At 58.8% G+C, this 17,953-nt stretch carries 10 protein-coding genes and 1 pseudogene; 3 read left to right on the top strand and 8 right to left on the bottom strand.

From position 1 onward, the window contains the following. The first annotated feature begins 1,242 nt into the window (after nt 1–1,242). A complete protein-coding gene (locus G3N58_RS31260) occupies nt 1,243–1,542 on the top strand; it encodes a hypothetical protein (RefSeq protein ID WP_206001107.1) in 300 nt (99 codons plus the stop codon). Nucleotides 1,543–1,827: 285 nt separating this feature from the next. Here the strand turns inward: G3N58_RS31260 and G3N58_RS31255 are convergent, their stop codons facing one another. The 5 genes from G3N58_RS31255 to G3N58_RS31235 are packed head-to-tail and all read right to left on the bottom strand — an operon-like array spanning nt 1,828 to nt 9,461. Next, the gene (locus tag G3N58_RS31255; RefSeq protein ID WP_206001106.1) at nt 1,828–3,000 is read right to left on the bottom strand and encodes a DUF2399 domain-containing protein; all 1,173 of its coding nucleotides are present in this window, start codon (nt 2,998–3,000) and stop codon (nt 1,828–1,830) included. A 5-nt stretch (nt 3,001–3,005) separates the two neighbouring features. Then, nucleotides 3,006–6,464, bottom strand: a complete 3,459-nt coding sequence (locus tag G3N58_RS31250) for an SbcC/MukB-like Walker B domain-containing protein (protein ID WP_206001105.1) — start codon at nt 6,462–6,464, stop codon at nt 3,006–3,008. Beyond that, a complete protein-coding gene (locus G3N58_RS31245; RefSeq protein ID WP_167285045.1) occupies nt 6,461–7,156 on the bottom strand; it encodes a DUF4194 domain-containing protein in 696 nt (231 codons plus the stop codon). Before G3N58_RS31245 ends, G3N58_RS31250 begins: the two co-directional genes overlap by 4 nt. Then, complete coding sequence (locus G3N58_RS31240) at nt 7,156–8,613, bottom strand: Wadjet anti-phage system protein JetA family protein (RefSeq protein ID WP_167285044.1); 1,458 nt, start codon at nt 8,611–8,613, stop codon at nt 7,156–7,158. Before G3N58_RS31240 ends, G3N58_RS31245 begins: the two co-directional genes overlap by 1 nt. After that, nucleotides 8,610–9,461, bottom strand: a complete 852-nt coding sequence (locus G3N58_RS31235; protein ID WP_167285042.1) for a WYL domain-containing protein — start codon at nt 9,459–9,461, stop codon at nt 8,610–8,612. The genes G3N58_RS31240 and G3N58_RS31235 overlap by 4 nt, the downstream gene beginning before the upstream one ends. Nucleotides 9,462–9,914: 453 nt before the next feature. Between G3N58_RS31235 and G3N58_RS31230 the strand changes: the two genes are divergently transcribed. Beyond that, nucleotides 9,915–13,958, top strand: a complete 4,044-nt coding sequence (locus G3N58_RS31230; RefSeq protein ID WP_167285041.1) for a hypothetical protein — start codon at nt 9,915–9,917, stop codon at nt 13,956–13,958. Nucleotides 13,959–14,018: 60 nt separating this feature from the next. Here the strand turns inward: G3N58_RS31230 and G3N58_RS31225 are convergent, their stop codons facing one another. Continuing rightward, nucleotides 14,019–14,951 carry an S-4TM family putative pore-forming effector gene (locus tag G3N58_RS31225; protein WP_167285039.1) on the bottom strand — a complete coding sequence of 311 codons (933 nt, stop codon included), beginning with the start codon at nt 14,949–14,951 and terminating at the stop codon, nt 14,019–14,021. Nucleotides 14,952–15,158: 207 nt separating this feature from the next. Between G3N58_RS31225 and G3N58_RS31220 the strand changes: the two genes are divergently transcribed. Beyond that, complete coding sequence (locus G3N58_RS31220) at nt 15,159–16,400, top strand: nucleotidyltransferase (RefSeq protein WP_345889924.1); 1,242 nt, start codon at nt 15,159–15,161, stop codon at nt 16,398–16,400. 732 nt (nt 16,401–17,132) lie between these two features. On the opposite strand, the gene G3N58_RS31210 is transcribed toward G3N58_RS31220, so the two are convergent. Both G3N58_RS31210 and G3N58_RS31205 read right to left on the bottom strand, forming a co-directional pair. Continuing rightward, a complete protein-coding gene (locus tag G3N58_RS31210; protein ID WP_167285034.1) occupies nt 17,133–17,624 on the bottom strand; it encodes a hypothetical protein in 492 nt (163 codons plus the stop codon). A gap of 217 nt (nt 17,625–17,841) precedes the next feature. After that, nucleotides 17,842–17,953: pseudogene (locus tag G3N58_RS31205) on the bottom strand (ATP-binding protein); the annotation flags it as partial.

Here is a 17,953-nt window from a genome sequence, read left to right as displayed (position 1 = left end):
GGGCGGCTGCGCCGCCCCAACCCACAAACATAAAAAGAAACAGGACCAAAACCAATGTGAAACCGGACATTTCTATCTAGCCAGAAACCGGACATTTCAATCTGGCCTCGACAAAATTTGTGAGTCCAAAATTCAGATGTCGTGTTAGAGGATCAACGCAAAGTTGATATGAAATTCGCCCGAAATCCACCTAATGCCCTCCGAAATTGCCGCATCGGCGCCTCGCAGCCAATAAATCATGCTTTAGGTGGAGAAAACGCGCCGAGGCGATTTCATATCAAGTTATCGACGGGACAGAAGTGTGGGTGGTAATTCAGGCTGTTTGTACAGAAATCAGGGTGGAAATGACAAAAAGAGGCAGTTTCGTCTCTTTCCATATGGATTTCTGTCTATCAATGAACCTGCCGACATTTCCCCCGGCATTTCTGTACGTCAGTGCAGTGCGCCGGAGCATAAATGTGCGGTTTGCCGTCGAAAGAGCGCGGGGAACTAAATTTGGCACTTTTTGGGTGCTAAACGCCGCGAAACCCTGCGCCGCAACTTTGTGCCGAGTTTAGAGTGCTTCGGAGTTAAAGTGTGAATGCGGGTAGGTTTTCCTTCGAAATTCACAAACTTGCCCCGTCGAATCGCACATTCACAAGTTTGCTACGCGGCCGTTCTGACCCATTCGTCATTCACCGATTTGCTGCCGAGCACGGTGCTTCGGAACAAAAACGCGAATATGGGCGAGTTTTGTCAGAGATCCTACCGCGGAGTAAAGTCCGTCTTGCGGGATTTTGAGACACCGAGAACGCGTACAGGCAATCGCCACGTTAGGATGGATGCGGTACGACGACACTGGCGAGTACCGCTGTAGCTGATGCGTCCGTTGGGGAAATTCTCCCAAGCGGGCTGGCCGAAGTGTGGCGATCCGGCTGCACTTGGAATGTCACACTCAGAAAGCCCCCTTAGATAGGCGCTCTTTCGCCGTTTCTTAGGCTAATTGAATACTTTAATCTCCGTCGAGCAGGACCCCACTTAACAACAAAGCAGTGCGAGAGACTGACATGACGTTTATTGACGTGCAAACGATGAATCATTATGCGGCTGCGATTGGACCCATTTTTGGTGTCGCAAAAATTCTCCCGACAATATTAAAATTTGTGAAAAAACGAGAATTCAATAAATATCGCAATATGAAGGTAAAATTTTTTTGAACTTCAAAACCGAACGCTGCAATATCTTGAAAATTCGTCCTCGCTGGTGGCCGATACATTGAGGGATATAATTTTCGCTGCGATCTTGGTATTTGGGGGCGCAGTAGCAATGGTCGGCGCCTTGACAATCGGGCCGCACGCTTCGCCGCTTGAGAAAGCAGCCAACATTGTCGTTTTTCTTGAATCTGTTGCCTTATTTTCTGGCTGCGTCTGGATGCTATCGAGATTGATCGAAAGATTAAACAGAGTTAGCAAACCAGCGAAATACAAGATATTTGATGAAATCGAGCTTATGAAGATCCGTTTGGATCAAGCCAGGTCAGAAGTGATCAAACGTAAAACATAAATTCACGCCACTTTCTGGATGCAAAAGCGGCGTCAAAGAGCTGACGCCGCCAGCGGCTCGCTGTGCGCGGACCCACCGTCGAGCATCGCACCTTGGAGACATGTCAGAATACACGCCGTCGCCGCTGCGCCGTGACGGCGAGGAAGTACGCTTGCTTTCAGTGTGCGAATCACACACGATTCGGCGAAACATGCCAACGGCCGTCGAGAGGATAAACCCTGCACCACCTACAGATTCAGGCACCTTTCAGGATTGGAAAGTACTTGCCCGCCAAGCTGGATGCCCTCAATCCAGAACCTCTTGCTCCGCGGTAAATTCCGACTCGGCAAGCACAACTGCCAACTCGGCCCAGCCAGCTTTGGCTGCAAACGCCCGCATGCGTCCGGCCTGGCCGCCGGCGACTGGGCGCCGCCGGTCCTCCGGGATGTCTGCCGGACTCATTCTATAAGGCTGCAACACATGCCCAGCGCGTCGGGCAGCTTCAGCGACGTTCGCCGCGATCCGGAATCCCCCCTCATCTACGTCGCCCCAGTGCAGTACCGGCGTACCAGATGGTAAATCAGCGAGCAGTCGCTCGTACATCGCGCGCCAGGCGGGCGACGGCATGCCCGCAGTGTAGATGAGCAGCACATTATCGTCAGCCCGGCGCTTCGCCTCGCTGTAAAACGTCGTCTGATTTTCAATGGTCAGCACGAACGCCGGTGCACCATCAATACCCAAGACAGTCGGAGCAGGAAAGGCGCCGTACGGTGTGTCGAGCAACGCACTCACCCGCTGACGCCGCACCACGACCGCCCCCGCAAGACGAACGGGCTGGTCCTCTCGCCGCAACCCTACCTCCGCCCAGACATCCGACGGGACGCGCGGCTCTGCTTCGATATCGCCCGACAGCAGCACATCGAGCGGAGCTGTTAGCTGCTCGATCCGTTTGCTGTCGAGAAACAGTTTTGCGCTCACCTCACGTATGGGAAGATCTTCTTCGCGCACGCGCGTGTCGTGTGTCATATGAACGATCACCGCAGCGGCATCAGCCCAATCCATCGCCCTCTCCGGCCCGATTCCGCGAACCTTGTACAAGCTTTCCCATCGTGAAAAAACCGACTCGAGGACGGGAAAAGTCTCGAACCAACCCGCAAGAGATGCGCGCGCCTGGGCCGCGATCGAATGTCGGGTCGGCTGGCCAAGGAAGATCGCTAAAGCATCAACATCCAGCAAGGTGATTCGAACGATGGGACGGTCGCTGCCCAGGCCTTTTTCATATTCAAGCGCAACCGCTCCGGCATCTGCCGCCGCACGCACAGCTGCCTCGAAGGATTCGCGCTCGAGCAAATGACGGCTTTCGGAGTAAGGTTTGAGCGCACTGCCAGTCAGGGAGGCTGCTCGGGTACGCCGGCCTGCCGACACCATCTCGCCAGTGGCGAGCAGCTTCGTCAACAGCATAGTCGCTAGGGCGTCCATATTCGTTATTCCGCTGCAGTTGGTGACGCAGCCACCGAACGCTCGGCTCGAATCCTCGCGATCTCGGCTTCCAGCAATTCAGGGTGAAACTCGAGTTGGTCCGAGCGCATCAGCTCGCGCGCCTCCTCGTCTACATCGTGACCCGTCAGCATCACGACGTTGTTTTCCGGATCGCGCACGATGTCATAGTATCGATGCAGGAATGCGGTCAGAATGCCGAGATTCTCCCCCGGGCTGGCGAGGAACACCTGCAGGCCGAGGTCTTCAAAATAACGCATGGTCGCCGTAATGTTCGTCTGGTCCATCCGATGAAACGCTTCGTCGAGCAGAATAAGCCGGATGCCATTGCGGTAAACGCGACTCAGACGGTACGCAGAGGCGAGCGCGGCCCCAGCGATCACGTAGAGCGGTGCTCGATGCTCGCCGCCCGAGCCCGGACCGATTCGCTTGCTCAAGTGCCCAATCGTCTTCGTCTTTCGTGTTTCGGGATCTTCCCGCTGAATCTCGATATCGAACATGAAGAATTCGCGATAGTCATCAAGCGCCGTGCGCGCACTGCCAGCTCCAGGTGTGGACTTTTCCTCGAGCAGTGTCTTGAACTGCTCTGGAATCTCGCCAGCGCTGCCCAATAAGGTGTCATCTGGACCATACGCCGCGATATCCTTGATGAATTTGAGCAGTTTCTCGTTTTCTGAACGAGGGACGCGGACGAACTGATAGCGCTCGCCATTGGAAAACACCGGGCAGGTCTTCAGGACGCTGTTGAGGCGGTCGATCGTGTCTTCCAGCCATGCCAGATTGTTCGCCAGTGCCACGGCGACGTCGGTCCGGAAGGTTTCCTGTGATGCGCGATACGCTTCTTCCATCTCCGCCTGATGTTCAACCAATTGGGTGCCACGCAAATGGTCGACGCGAGTCTTCACCCACTCGCGAGCGAGCTGCCAGTCTCCCCCAGTACGCTCATCAAGCTGCTCCCGATAGTCGGTGAGAAACGTTCCAAGCAACGCCATGCCACGATTTATCTCGGTTTGCTGGCGAGTTTCGAGGTTCCTCGCTCGACTCCTGCAATCGTCGATCATCCGGGCGTAGTCGCCCGGCGGAAATTTATCCAGTAAGCGGTCCCATTGTTCGTCAGCGTACACGCTGTCGAACAATGGGCTCTGGCGAGCTTGATTGAGCTTGATCCTGAGCTCGTCGGCGGCAGCCTCCGCCCTCTTTGCCGCTAGCTCGAGGTGCTCAACGTTCAGCCCTGCAGCGCCCTCCTTACGCAACAATTCCGTCTGGGCATTGCGCAACTTCCCTTCCTCAGTTTCCCATAGCCTGACACGCTCGCAGAGCGCCAGATAATCTTCGTCCGACAGCTTGCGCAACTGTGCGGCATACTCGTCTGCCCGGGTCTGGGACTCGATGGCACTGGCGTAACCATCCCGGATGTCCTTGATGGCGCGGGACTCGGGTGGAATCTCTCGCAGCATACGCTCGAACGCATCGAGCGATGACCGCTCGCCGGTCTTGCGGGCAAGATCAGTACGGCACTCGCGCAAAGCTAGTTCGATTCCTGCCTTTTGCTCTTCGCCACGAACGCCCAGCCGACGCTCCTGAAGTGGGGCAAGCCGTTCCATCGTTCCCTTGCCTGTGAGCATGCCATCGGTTGTGAGCGTCCGTCCGCCACCCATTGCTTCGTCGCTCGTACTCACGCACTGAATGTCCCGGAACAGATTGCGGACGAACGCTACCGCGACCGGCAGATCACCTTCGATTAACTCAGCGACGGTGCCTGCTCCCACGGACTTTGGCGCCGAGAAACGGCTCGACATGACAATCTTCGCACCGTATACCGCGCCGCGTCCTGACATTCGGCGATACAGTTCGAACGCTTTTTTCTCATGCCGCTCTTCGACAATGAGCGCCTCCAGATTGGACAGGCCAAGATACGATTCCACCACCCGTTCCCAATCTGGATCGGTGACCCGAATGACATCACAAACGGGGGTGGAGTCAATGCCATGTTCGCGGAGTTCCGAGCGTAGTCGACGAACCTTGTCGGAGAGTTGGACATGCCCTTCTTTCGCACGCTCAAGGTCTGCTTCCAGCCCTGACTTCAGGCTATTGAGTTCGTCGATCTCGGCGGACAAGTGGCGCCCGCTCTGAATCAGCGCATCCCATGCGGCATGTGCAACCTGCAGCGCCGACTTCAAACGTGCGGCAATCGACTCAATGTCCATGCCCAGTGCAATCTGGCCGCTCATACCGACGAGTGCATCACATTCGCGCTGGAGCGCGGGGGCGAGCGATCCGAGATGCGCGGACCGCGATGCGTTCCGAAAGACCTTCGCGATTTCAGCGAGCAAACCCGAAAGGTAACCGAGGCGCTCTCGAGAGGCTGCCTCGTTCGTCTGGACGGCACTTTGCAGCACGCCATGGTGCTGATGCGCGGTGTGTCCGTCTCGCTGCTCGACCGCCGCCAATCGTGCCCTCACCGCCTCCTCAACCGCGCGCTGCTGCTCGGCGAGTTCTTCCTGGAGGATTTCGAGCGCATCCTGCGCTTCGCGCGCCTTCGTTCTGGCCTGGTTGGCGACATCCTGGGCCTGTTCGGTCTCCACATCCTGCCGAAGGACCTGCCATGTCTGAGCCTGCCGTTCTTGTTCCGCTGCCTTGTCGAGATGCCCGAGAACCTGCGCACCCGCGTCAATTTGCGCCGAAACCTTCTCCACCAGGATTTTCAGTTTTAGGAAAGTATCGGTGATCTCACGAAATCGCTTGATATTGGTCGGACGCGCCTCCAGGACTTCGTCCCGAACGATTTGGTCGACAGGTTTATCAAAACGCATACGCAGCGCAAACCGGAAGGCGCGCTGAAATGCCTCGTGGTCAGGGATACCACCGTCGCCGCGCAAACGTGTAAGCACAGCGCGAACATAGCTCTTCGAGGTGGAATATAGAACCTCGTCGTCGCTGGCGGCCTTCGCTCGTCGAATCAGATCCGCCCGGAACGTCTTCCAGTCTCTTGGGCGCCGCTCGCCTCCTTCCAGCGACAAATGGTCACCCAAGCTCAGTTCGATCCCCGGCACGAGATAAAGGCCCCGAACCTCGTGCTCTTCCGTGTCGCTCGACGCGTAGATACACACGCCCATCGATACCGACGTGCGCGCCTCGTCGTCCCGCCATACGAGCGTGATGTATGTCGTCGCATGATCACGCACCCGCTGCTCAGCCGTTTCTCCGTATTGCCCGAGGCAATAGCTCCGAATAGACCGCGTCGTCTTGTTGCTCTCGTCGGCTTGCGCGTTCAATGCGGCGAGGCGCTGGTTCGCTCCCAACATGGCGATCTGCACCGCGTCCACCAGCGAGCTTTTACCGCTGCCGTTCGGTCCGAAGATACCTGAGATGTCGGCTATTTCAATGGTCTTCGCATCGAACATGAAAAATTGCACGACATGAACAGCATGTAATGAAATAGTCATTCTTCGATTCCCTCTTCGTCGGCGTCACCATCGGCAATATCATCTTCGTGGCCCACTACGGAGGCGTCTGCCCATTGAGCCGTGTCGCCTGATGGTTTAGACCATGCTGCAAGCCGCGCCAGCGCGGTCTCCCCGAGCAACTGAACGATGGCGGGCCGAATCGCCAACGCGCCTGGATGGCCGACGGTACCCATCGTGCCTCCGTCATGTTCCGGGTCGGCCAGATGCCGTGCAATGCCCCATCGCTGCAACATCTTGACTGCCGCATCGAACTCGCCTTTCGCGGGAAGCTCGCGTTGCGTCATAAGGGTGTACCGCTGAGCAAGCTCGACGATATCGCAGACGACTTCACCGTCATCCGTCAGGTCACCACGCCGGGCCGCGTCATCATAGATGGCCCGCAGAACCAGCGCGAGTAGCGTCTGGTTGGTTGTGGCGACCGTGCTCCGGCCGTTGCGCGGTACCGCGCACGCATATCGGAGTTGCCGGTTGACTTCGACGTCGACGCCCACGATATCCAGCGCACGCCGAAAGTCGCGCTCGTAGTGCTCCACCAGGTTGTAGTCGGACCGTGCGCGCATGTCCGAGTGATACAAAACCTGCTCTGCCACAAGGCGGTACGCGGCGCTCTCGAAATCGGATACCCCGTACATCCCGCGCGAGCCAGCCGCAATGTCATCCCAGAACGCCATCAGACTTTTCTCCTAGTTCGAATGACAGAGAACGGTTGGCCACTGATATATTCGTGTGCTCGCTCTTCGGCATCGCTGAACGCCACTCGGAAACCGCGTGCCATGGAGGTCGCCGTAGCATAGAGGTGTCGAGAGTTCGAACTCATCGACAGGGCCAACGCCGAGAGCGTCTGCCAGGCACGCAGGGCCTCGATGCTCTCGATGGGAATCTCCTCGCTTTCCAGGTGGTCCGAGCCATCAAGCCATGTGAGCACCCATGCCGCCAATTTGGGGGAAGTCACCGTGCGCGCGTTTCGGGCGCGCACTAGTAGCTCGGCGCGAGCGAGATCCGCGTAGCTGGGTGAGCGCGTGCGTAAAGCGTCCGCCGGAGCACGAACAATAGGACGACGAGGTTCGGCAAGCGCCGTCGGTGAAATGAGATACCCAGGCGCCAGGGCGGTTCGGTGACTATTGGCGGAACTCTGCGTGATCTGCTGGATTGTGGTCTGGATGACCTCGTCCAACGGGCGCAGCGAGCGAATGCGATAGTCGAGATAGACGAGAGCCCGCTTGTTAGCGCGCCGGATTTCATCGTCCAAGCGGTCCAGATACTCGTCGATGCGCGATAGCTCATGAAGACGATCCACGTCACGTTCGAACATCCGCGTGGCGCGCAGCACATTGCCCTCGGCACGGCGGGTCTGGTACCACGCAATCAATGCGTCGCGACATGTCTCGTTGACACACATCGCATCGACCTGGGCGAGTATCTGACTGCGCCGGGCGAGCGGGTGATCCTGCGTACGCAGTTGCCGGTAGTCGCCGATGAAAACCTCCTCGATGTACTCGCTGAAAAACATCCGGACATATTCGCGGGTTGGCACATCGGTGCCCAGACGATCCATCAAGTCGCGAATGCTGGTGCCAGTGTTGCGAACATGCTCGAGTAGGTTGCGAGTGGTTTCCGCGGCCTCCATCAGCGAAGACCCTTCCCCGCTTTCGATGGCCTGCTTTAGATGCATTTCCACCGTGCGAATCTTGCCCGCTACGAACACCGGCCCTGCTTCCGCAAAAGCGACCAGTTGAGAAAGGAAGTGATTGACGGCGGGCGCCATCAGCAGGCGCTTTTCGAATGCCTGTCGGCCTACCTTGAGCCATCCCGCGTCGACCAGGACCTGCAGCACCATGTTTGCGCGGATATTCAGATCTGTGACCGGCGCCGTGCCCTCGTCGTCGCGCCAATCGTCCATTTCCGCGAGTGCTTCCTCGATGTCCGCCGTGATCTCCCGGGCGGGGAACCCGTCCATTGGCGGAAGCGGAGCATCGGGCCCGAACCGCTTCCTGTGCAACAGGCATAGCAGCGTCCAATACCGTTGCCGATTGGTAGCCGCAAGCGGGGCAAAGAGACGGTCCGGCAGTCGCTGAAAGAGCTGCGACGCTGCGGCACCGGCCAGAATGTCGAGATTGGCAGTGCTCATGGAAATAGCCAAGGTCGCACCTGGTCGAGGTTATCGACCGCAAGTTGATACTCGGGCGCGCTATCCCGGCGCACGTCGACCGCAACTCTGAGATCCTGCAGGTAGTACGACACCAGACACCCCCTGCAATGGTCCACGCGACTCGATGCGCCACCGAAATACTCGTTTCGGATCAGCAATGCCTGCGCCTCGGACAGGGCAGGATGTCCAATCAAACGGACCGGTACCACCGTGCTCCAGGCGTTGTCTGCGTCGCTGCCATGCGTCGCGCCTCGTTCTAACATCTGAGCCCGTGCAATCCGTCCGAGCGCAAAATCCCGAAATGTCTGCGTGTTTTCACACCACGCCCGAACATGCCATCTGCGGCCTGCGCGAATCAATCCATGTGGCGCAATCACCCGCTCGTGAGGCTGCGGATTGCGCATGGAGCAATACGTAATTTCGACGACGCGACGCCCTTCGATCGCGGAACGCAGCGTCGCAAATACCTTCGGTTCAGGTGCGGATAGCTCCGGATAGGTTGCCCAGGCAATGCCGTCGTCACGTCTGCCTGGATCGTCAAGCGTTAGCCCAGTCAACGCCAAGTAGCGGGTAAGCAACGCCGCACGCACGCCCGACGATGCCATGTCCCGCTCCGTGTCCCGATACGCCGCGAACGTGGCGCGATAACGGCGCGCTCTCGTATCCCAGTCGACCCATTGCGGAAATGTGTCGCGAAACTCCCGCACCCACTGACTCGCGCGCGTCTCCCCGAGATTAAAGAGGTGCTTCAGGCGGGAGCGGCTGAGTTCGCCCTCCCACAGCAGAAGCAATCGCAACGCATCAATCCTTTCGAACGGCGATTCCATGAACGGTGCACCAAGCTCATCATACAAAAAATTGTATCATACATTTTCCTGCATCATGCTTGCCGATACAAGGACGCAGAAGCAACTGCCCTAATGGCGCGCATGACTGCCTACCCAGTCGATGATCTGCTGCTCATCAGGCCAAATCATCGTGGCGGTGACACCACTATCGTCCCTGGTGCCGAACAGGCAGAAACGGGTGCCCGCCAGTACCAAATCGCGAACGGAGCCTCGTCGCGTAGGCGCTCAAGCACAAATCACCCAGTCGGGAGAACGGTCCGTTTTCCTATGGCGCGCTATCAGCCAAAGAGGTAATCTCCCTCGACTAATTTCAGACAAAGCCTACGAGGCCGGTTCATCCGGGGGCTCCGCGGCGCCCGGACAAGTCAATTCGCCGAACCTGGAGCTGTATCGATCCCCGCCCGAACCGATCACGATGTTGACTGCGCGACCATGAACGACCGCAAGATTCTCCAGCTTTCTCCTAAGGTGAAGCCCGATGACCCGAGGGCCGAGGCGGACTTCTCATCCCTTAGCGAGGTTCCCAACATCGTGCTGCTTGGCGACCCGGGCGCTGGCAAAACCCATCTTTTCAGGTCGGCAGCGCAGGCCACCGGTGGTCACTACATGACAGTCCGGAGCTTTCTGAACGCGCGGTCTGACTGGAGTGCGGATACCGTTTTTATAGATGCGCTTGATGAGCGGCGCGCGGGCCGCGGTGACGACGAAGTGGTCGACGCGATTGTCCGGCGGCTGTTCGCCTGCGCGCCTGCCAGGGTTCGCATCTCGTGCCGCGCCCAGGACTGGCTCGCAGACTCCGACCTTGAGGCGTTCAGGCAATATTTTGACGACCATGGCGGGGTGATTGTTGTCAGCCTGTTCCCCCTTTCGGCACAGGAACAGCGGGCCGTACTCGCTGAGCACGGTATGGACATGTGGGGGATTGAGGGGTTCCTCGCCGAGGTCGACGAACACGGACTGGCCGAGTTCAAACGCAACCCGCAGGACCTCAAGATGCTGGCGACCGCCGTCACGAACGGTGTATGGCCAGCCACGCGTGCGGATCTGTTCGAGCAGTCGACCCGGCTATGGCTCGCCGAGCACAATTCCGAGCACGCGCGCCGTGATCAGTTTCCGGTTGAAACGATCCGGCAGACAGCGGGCGCGCTTTGCGCACTCCGCCTCATCAGCGATGTCGAGGGTTTCGCCCTCGATCCCGCAAGCCGCGATGCAAGTCATCCGGACGCGACTGAAATTCCGTTCCTCGATGTGCAGATCATCAACGCGACCCTGCGACGCCGCGTCTTCACGGCGATCCCGGGGCTTGGCGCGGTCGACTACGCGCACCGCACCACCGCCGAATTTCTCGCGGCTGAATGGCTTGCTGCCCGGCTGAATGATGGCTTGTCGTTCCGGCGGCTGGGTGCGCTGCTGGGACACGACGGCCGCCCCGTCTCACAGTTCCGTGGCCTGCATGCCTGGCTGACCGTTCGCGCTCCCCGGTTCGCCGAACAGCTTGTTGCCTCAGACCCTTACGGCGCCCTGTCATACGGCGATCCGGCCTCCCTCTCGCCCTCACTCCGACTCCGTCTGCTGGGAGCACTGGCGGCGCTGGCTGCAGACGATCCGTGGTTTCTGTCAGGAGACGGCCGGCCGCCAAGTGAGCGCCTGAGTGGTATGACCGGTGCGGAGATGACCGACGAATTTCGTTCGATTCTTCGTGCTCCAGACAACCCGGTACGTCCGCTCGTGCTGGAGGCACTGGCTGCCGGCACCCCGGATGTCACCCTGACGGACGATATCGCTGCTGTCATGATTGACAACCGGGCCATGCCGTTCGAGCGAGAAAATGCGCTAGCGGCGCTTCTGAAATGCGGTCAGGAAGGCGAAGCCGCAGTTCTCGGCGCATACACGCGCGATCTGAGCTGGGGCGCATCTGACCTGCAACTACGTGCTGAAGTTATCGCGCTCGCCTATGGCCGGCTCTTTCACGCAATTGATGTGGTTGCGCTGCTGGAAGCGATTGAACGCACCGACGAGTCTCTGCGCGGGCGGCTTTATCTCTGGCATCTTGCGGACGCCGTTCCGCTGCAGGATATACCTGCGATTCTCGGCATGCGGACACCTGCCGAACTGGACGCAACAGACGCATTGCGACAGAACGAGTCACCCGTGTCGCACGCTCTGAGCCTCATGCTCATCAGGCTGCTCAAAAGTGGGCATCCGGTTCCGCCTGACAGCCTCTGGAACTGGCTAGATGGATTGCGCGACCACCGGGCCTCACTCACGGCATATTCGGGCCTGGCGAAAGCCCTGTCGGCGAGGAAGCCAGACGTCCTGAACGCTGTAGCGGACGGGCTGCGCACGCTCCCAGCCGATACCAATGTCTTTCTACTCCTGCAACGGCTCCAGAGGATGACGGCCGGCACAGTCGAGCATATCGATTTTCTCGACACGGCCGTGCGCGTCCTTCGCACTGGCGCTCCCGAAGACACCGGCCTGCCGGTCGCATACGAGCTCGCGCTGTGGATGTTGTACACGCGAACGCAGGAGCGGCCCGGATTCCTCGAATACCTCTTTGACTACGGCGAGCAGAAGAACCTGCAGGCAAGAAGAGATTCAATGCTCGTTTCTGAAATTCTCGACTGGAGACGGAACGACGCCCGACGCAGCCGTGAGCGGCGCCAGCAGGCTGATATTGAGCGGGCGAATCTCATCGCGCAGTTTGGGCGGCACGAAGCGGCCATCCGGTCCGGTTTGGCGTCGGGTTGGATCGCTTGGGTTGCCAACGTTTATCTCGGCAGATATCACGACATCGACCACAACCTCTCACCTCACGGCCGACTCGCTACTTTCATCGGCGACACATTCGCTGATTCGGCCATCGCCGGACTTCTCGCTGCACTTGAACGCACGAACATTCCTGATGTCGCAGCCATCGGTAACGCTTCGCTGAGCGCGAGTATACCGACTTGGTGGCTGGCTCTCGTCGCGGGACTCGACGCTCACTGGGGCCTGGAAGCCAGCTTCGAAGGACTGCCGGAGCCACTTCTTGCTGCCGCGCTGGCAGTGGATCTCGTCTCCCCAACAAGTGAGCGGGACGGCAATACATCGCGCCGCAAAACGTTCGAATGGAAAGCCGCACTCATTTCGACGAAACGGGCGCTTGCGCACGACACCTATCTCGAGGTTGCGAGGCTGGGCATGGCCGCCCGGCACGAACACGTAGAAGGGCTTGGCGAACTGCTTTCCATGGACGCATTCGCGTGGTGCCGGACCTCCGTGACCATGGAGGTGCTCTCCAACTATCCAGATCTGCCTGCTCACTTCCTCGAGCGGCTGATGGAAGTCGTGCTCACCGACGCGACGACGCACGCCGGATTCACCGCACTCGCCAGGGCGCGTCTGTCAGAGGGGGCATTGCCGCCACGTGCCTTTCCTCACTGGCAGGTCACGGCGTTCCTGCTGCAACCGGCCCTGCTGGAATCGGAATTTATCGCGCGAGCATCAACAGATGTCGGTCTCGTCTGGACGCTGCGGGACTATCTGTCCGGCCATGTCACCCAGCCGCGCCGTGAAAACCGCATGCTTCCCCTCCCCGTTCTGACTCGCCTTCTCGTCATGGCCGCCGGTCACTTTCCCAATGCTGCCCATCCGGAGGGCGGCAGTCACGGCGATCGCAATCTGTGGGACGGAGCGGAATTCGTCAGGCGGCTCATTAATCAAATCGCGCTGGACATCACCGCGGACGCCACGGCTGCTCTCGGCCGCCTTTCGACCGACGCCTCGCTCGGCACATATCGCGATCATCTGTTACACGCCGCAGCCGAGCAACGGGCACGCAGGCGCGATGCCGAGTACCAGCAGCCGAACTGGGCGGAGACGGTAAGCGCCCTCTCCAATGGTGCGCCTGCCAGCGCCGCAGATTTTCATGCGCTGCTTGTGGATACGATGCAGGACGTTGGTGACCGGATCGCAAACGCCAACAACAATATCTACAAGCGCTTCTGGAACGAGAACGGCTATGGCAAGATCACCGAACCGAAACCTGAGGAAAGTGGCCGCGATGTCCTGATTGATCTGCTGCGCGAACGGCTCAACCCGAAAGGGATCACGGTTGAGCCCGAGGGGCACATGGTCCACGGCAAACGGGCCGACATCGTGGCGATATGGCGCAACCTCAGGATTCCCGTGGAGCTCAAACGGAACTATCACGCCGATGTCTGGACCGCCCCGGTGTCGCAGCTCGACCGGCTGTACACCCGCGACCCGGGGTCAGCCGGGTACGGAATGTACGCGGTGTTCTGGTACGGCAACCTGAAGCACAGGCCCGCACCCGCGCATCCCAAGGGGGCTACCCGCGCTGAATCAGCATCCGCGATGCTGGATCAGATCACCGAACTGGTCCCGCAGGAGCGGCGTTGGCAGATTGCCGTGGCAGTCATCGACGTAAGCAGCCAATTGTATGCGGCAGAACCGTCACAGGTGCGGCCGTAGGCGCGAGCTTCGGTCCAGCGCGACATGTCCCGGCGCGTCCTGGTCCACACGAGGCGGCCACTACGAAGCGTCTGGGAGATGTTGCGTTTTGCGCTGCGATGCGCTTGCCCTGAACTCATCAACCGAATGCTCGACACCGCCTGCCATCTGTTGCTCGAGCCCACTTCTCAGCCGGCTATACAGCCAATTGAAGACGAGCGGACTGGACACCCGATGGCTGAAAATCGCGTCCTGCAGCTCTCGTGAGCTCATCGTCAGCACATTGTCACCCTCGCCCGCCAGCACGCTTTCCCAAAGTTTCTCAACGTGCGCCTTCAGACGCTCCACAAGGGCGCTGGCATCCAGCTGGCGGTTGCGTTCGCGCACGCCCCAGAGTACCAAGGGCATCACGGGCACGGCACCCGACAGGACGAACGAGGACATGGACGGGTTCTGGACTACCGCGATGGCGAAAGCCGCAACCACGACCACAACCATCGCAATGGTGACAATCGTGCAATATCGCCGCCGCAGCCTCAGATCGTATCGAAGATTCGAGCGCTGACATGCAAGACGGGCTGCTGGCACTGGCAGTCGCGAAACGCTGGGCGCGTACCAGTCGCGCATCGCGCCGCCGTCGCCCGGTGGGCACGTTTGCCGATATGCAGCGATGTCTTCCGCGTCGATGGGCGAGCCGGAGAGGAATCTGTTCCACGGCAACTCGAGGACGGAACAGTCAAAGTGTTCCTGCAGCCGTGCGCCCTCCTTCATCTGCCGCTTGATCCACCGGTCGACAAATGCGGCATCCGTGCAGCCGACGATCAGCGACGCGAGCGCCACATACGGTTTCAGGCTCTGTGCCCAGATTGCGACGATCACACCCAGCACCGGCATGAAAAGCGACACGATGACGAGGATGCCCTGCACTACCTTGACGCGATCGTAGACGCGCCGGCGCTCCCACGCCACCGCGAGCATCTGCTTTTCATTCTGCCGCCTGGCTATCTCATTCACCGCGCTCGCTTCCTCTCGTGTAGCGGCGTTCCCGGGCGACGCCGCGTTTCACATGGTAACAAATTCCAGCATGCAAATTGTGCCGATACCACTATACTTGGTAAAATTACGGCAGCACATCCCTAAATGTAGTTGCACTTAGTCAAAATTTATTGAAGTTTACAGTCGATTTTGTCCCCATAGAGGTCAGCAATGCTTCGAGACCAAGTGAGTATCCGGCGCCGGCACAACCTGTCGTCTGATGCGTCCACACGCTTCTTCGCATTGGTCGACGCGATGGCAGAACATCAGACGCCGACCACGACGCAGCTCGACGCATTGACGTCATCATATGAGAGCACCGCAGAGTTTCTCTCGGCGCGCGAAGAATTCGCGGAGACGCTGATCCAGATTCATCCACACGGGTCCCGGCAACTTGGAACGTTGACCAAGCCGATTGACGACTCGCGCAACGGGTTTGATGTCGACCTGATCGCCCGCTTCAGTGAAGCTGCCTGGTCCAGATATTCCGACTACGAGGGCCCTGCACGCCTGCTGAACCAGATTCAGACCGCGCTGGCAGACTACGCCCGGGCACATCAACTGGAATTGCAGCGCCACGACCGATGCGTTACGCTGCATTACGCTGGCGGTATGTGCGCAGACATTGCACCTGTCATAGACAGTCCCCGCGTCTCCATCCGCTATGGCGAGACCCATGGCCTGATTCCCGACAGGGGCTTGAAGAGCTTTGAGTCGACCAATCCGCGCGGCTACACGCGCTTTTTCAACGAGGCGGCTGCCATTTCTCCCAGATTCCCCTTGATGGAGAAAATGACCGCCGCGATGGATTCGATGCGCAAGGCGGATATCGTCCCGCTGCCGAACGCACGGGATGTCTTTGACCGCTTGCTGTGCCGGTTCGTGCAGGTCATCAAGCTGCATCGCAACTTCCGGTTCGGGCCGCAGTCCGGGACGGTTGATCTGCGGCCGAGCTCGGTATTCATCACGACGCTTGCCGCGCAGGCATACGCAATTCAGGCGCCGCAGGCGCACGCATCGCCACTGGATCTGCTGCTTGATGTGGTCGAAACAATGCCGAGACTGTTCGCACGCATCCCGGTTGGCGCGAGCCTCGAAGAATGGCGGTTGCCCAATCCGGCGGCTCCGCAGAGTAACCTGGCGGCCGAGATGAACCTCCCGCTGCGGCAGATCGCTTTCGACCGCTGGATGGAGCAGCTCATGCAGGACATCGAAGCGGTCATCGACGCCATTGAGGCGCGCGCCGGCATGAACGAAGTCGTCAGCGCGGTTGAAAACGGCTTCGGCGCAAGGTCTGCCCGCAGAGTTCGCGATGCCCTGTTCGCAGAGCAGCAAGCGACACGGGAGGCCGGAAAAGCGCGACTGTTCACCGGGGCGCCAGCGCCCCTAGTGATCCCGTCGCGGCAGCACAGATTCTTCGGTAGGTAATGGCACCGCCGCCGCCGCGTAGTCCGACGCTTGCCCAGCGAGAACTCGAGCTTCGTCGTCTGCATCTGCCAGAATCAAAAACCTTCTGGCGACCCAGCCGGGACCTCTGTTTTTCGTTCGCCATTGGACCGTCCGCGTACTCGCCGCTTTACCGGTGCCTACTGGTCTTGCCTCGCAGCGGCGTCTGGCCATCACTGTACGTGATCAAACCCGACCTGGTCGCTGTGGCCCATGGGAAACGGCCACCCCATATCTACAGCCACGAGAATGGTCGAACAGAACTCTGCCTGTGGTATCCAAAAGGCCGAGAATGGAATCATGCGATGAAGCTTGCCGACACCTACATCGCGTGGACCGCCGAATGGTTGTGGTATTTCGAAGACTGGCTTATCACGGGTGAATGGGCAGGCGGCGGCGAACACCCCGAATAGATGACCTATGACCTTGACCGCTACGGTATGTGAAATGCCGTTATCAATATCAACCTCCAAGCTCTCTATTGGGAGGAGTAAACAACGAGCCGGTCTTCAGCAGGAATCGCGAGAAAAAAATAGCTAGATAGCAAAATTGCCGTCGGTCCGGTCGCACGTCGGAACTCAGGACGAGAATCGCAGGTTAGTCTTCGCACGTTCGACGCTTTAGGGCCTCTTGGCTATGCCTGACATATCCAAAGAACTAAATCTCGGCGCTGGCCTACCGCCGAACACCTGTATGCCTGAATCCGCACAACGTTCAAGCGTCGCCCGTCTCATATGCCAGTCTGACGTCACCAATCTGATTGACACACGCTTCGAGCACCGTCATTGACGCCTTCATCAGGTTCAAATCGCGATTGGCGTCGTCATGGTCAAAATACTTGCCTCCGTGAAACAGGTTGTTGCGAACCCGGCGCATGAGAACCAATGCGGACTCAATTTCAGTTCTTCGCCCAGCCGCAGACGCGATATCTTCAAAGCATGCCCGCTCGCCTCGCACAATCTGTTTGCGCGGCGGCCTGTCCAGCAGATATTTAACTGCTTTGGCTAACTCGGGATCCGCCCACGGATCGAGCGCGGCTGCGACCTCGCTGCCAAACTTGTCCCACGCAGGATACGCAGATCCACCTTCATTGCCAGCAGCAAATCTGGTGGCTTTAAGAGAGAATTCCGCGCGTGCGAATTTTGCCCAAAATGAGATGGCAATCTCACGAGGAATTCTGAGCTCGTCCCACTTTTCATCCAGCACCGGAGCCTCCGTGTCGAGACAATCGAAATTTAGGTCAAGTACCCCTACCTCAGACATGCTATTGCCACTAAACTGGTGATGAAGGCATCATGAGAATTCACTCACCTAGAAAGACCTAAGGGTCTAGCAATAGTGGAAACCCGCTGTTGATTTGCACGGAATCCTGACCCACGATTTGCATTGAATTCTGACCCACCCGTTGGACCAGCTTTTCGTGTTATTCAGTGGGTATTTGGGTCTTCTTTCTCTCCTTCTTTGGCTGTGTCGTGCTGTTTCTGAAACGATAGCTATCGTTACCTGTTTCCACAATGTGGCAGTGGTGCGTGAGC

The sequence above is a fragment of the Paraburkholderia sp. Ac-20342 genome (genome assembly GCF_017104985.1).
Taxonomy (GTDB): Bacteria; Pseudomonadota; Gammaproteobacteria; order Burkholderiales; family Burkholderiaceae; genus Paraburkholderia.
Note: the sequence above shows the minus strand (reverse complement) of the source record. Positions and strands in the feature narration are given on the sequence as shown.

What these genes read in the sequence shown, in the direction of transcription:
- G3N58_RS31255 (WP_206001106.1), bottom strand. Translation starts at nt 3,000, where the DNA reads ATGGACGCCCTAGCGACTATGCTGTTGACGAAGCTGCTCGCCACTGGC.
- G3N58_RS31250 (WP_206001105.1), bottom strand. Translation starts at nt 6,464, where the DNA reads ATGACTATTTCATTACATGCTGTTCATGTCGTGCAATTTTTCATGTTC.
- G3N58_RS31245 (WP_167285045.1), bottom strand. Translation starts at nt 7,156, where the DNA reads ATGGCGTTCTGGGATGACATTGCGGCTGGCTCGCGCGGGATGTACGGG.
- G3N58_RS31240 (WP_167285044.1), bottom strand. Translation starts at nt 8,613, where the DNA reads ATGAGCACTGCCAATCTCGACATTCTGGCCGGTGCCGCAGCGTCGCAG.
- G3N58_RS31235 (WP_167285042.1), bottom strand. Translation starts at nt 9,461, where the DNA reads ATGGAATCGCCGTTCGAAAGGATTGATGCGTTGCGATTGCTTCTGCTG.
- G3N58_RS31230 (WP_167285041.1), top strand. Translation starts at nt 9,915, where the DNA reads ATGAACGACCGCAAGATTCTCCAGCTTTCTCCTAAGGTGAAGCCCGAT.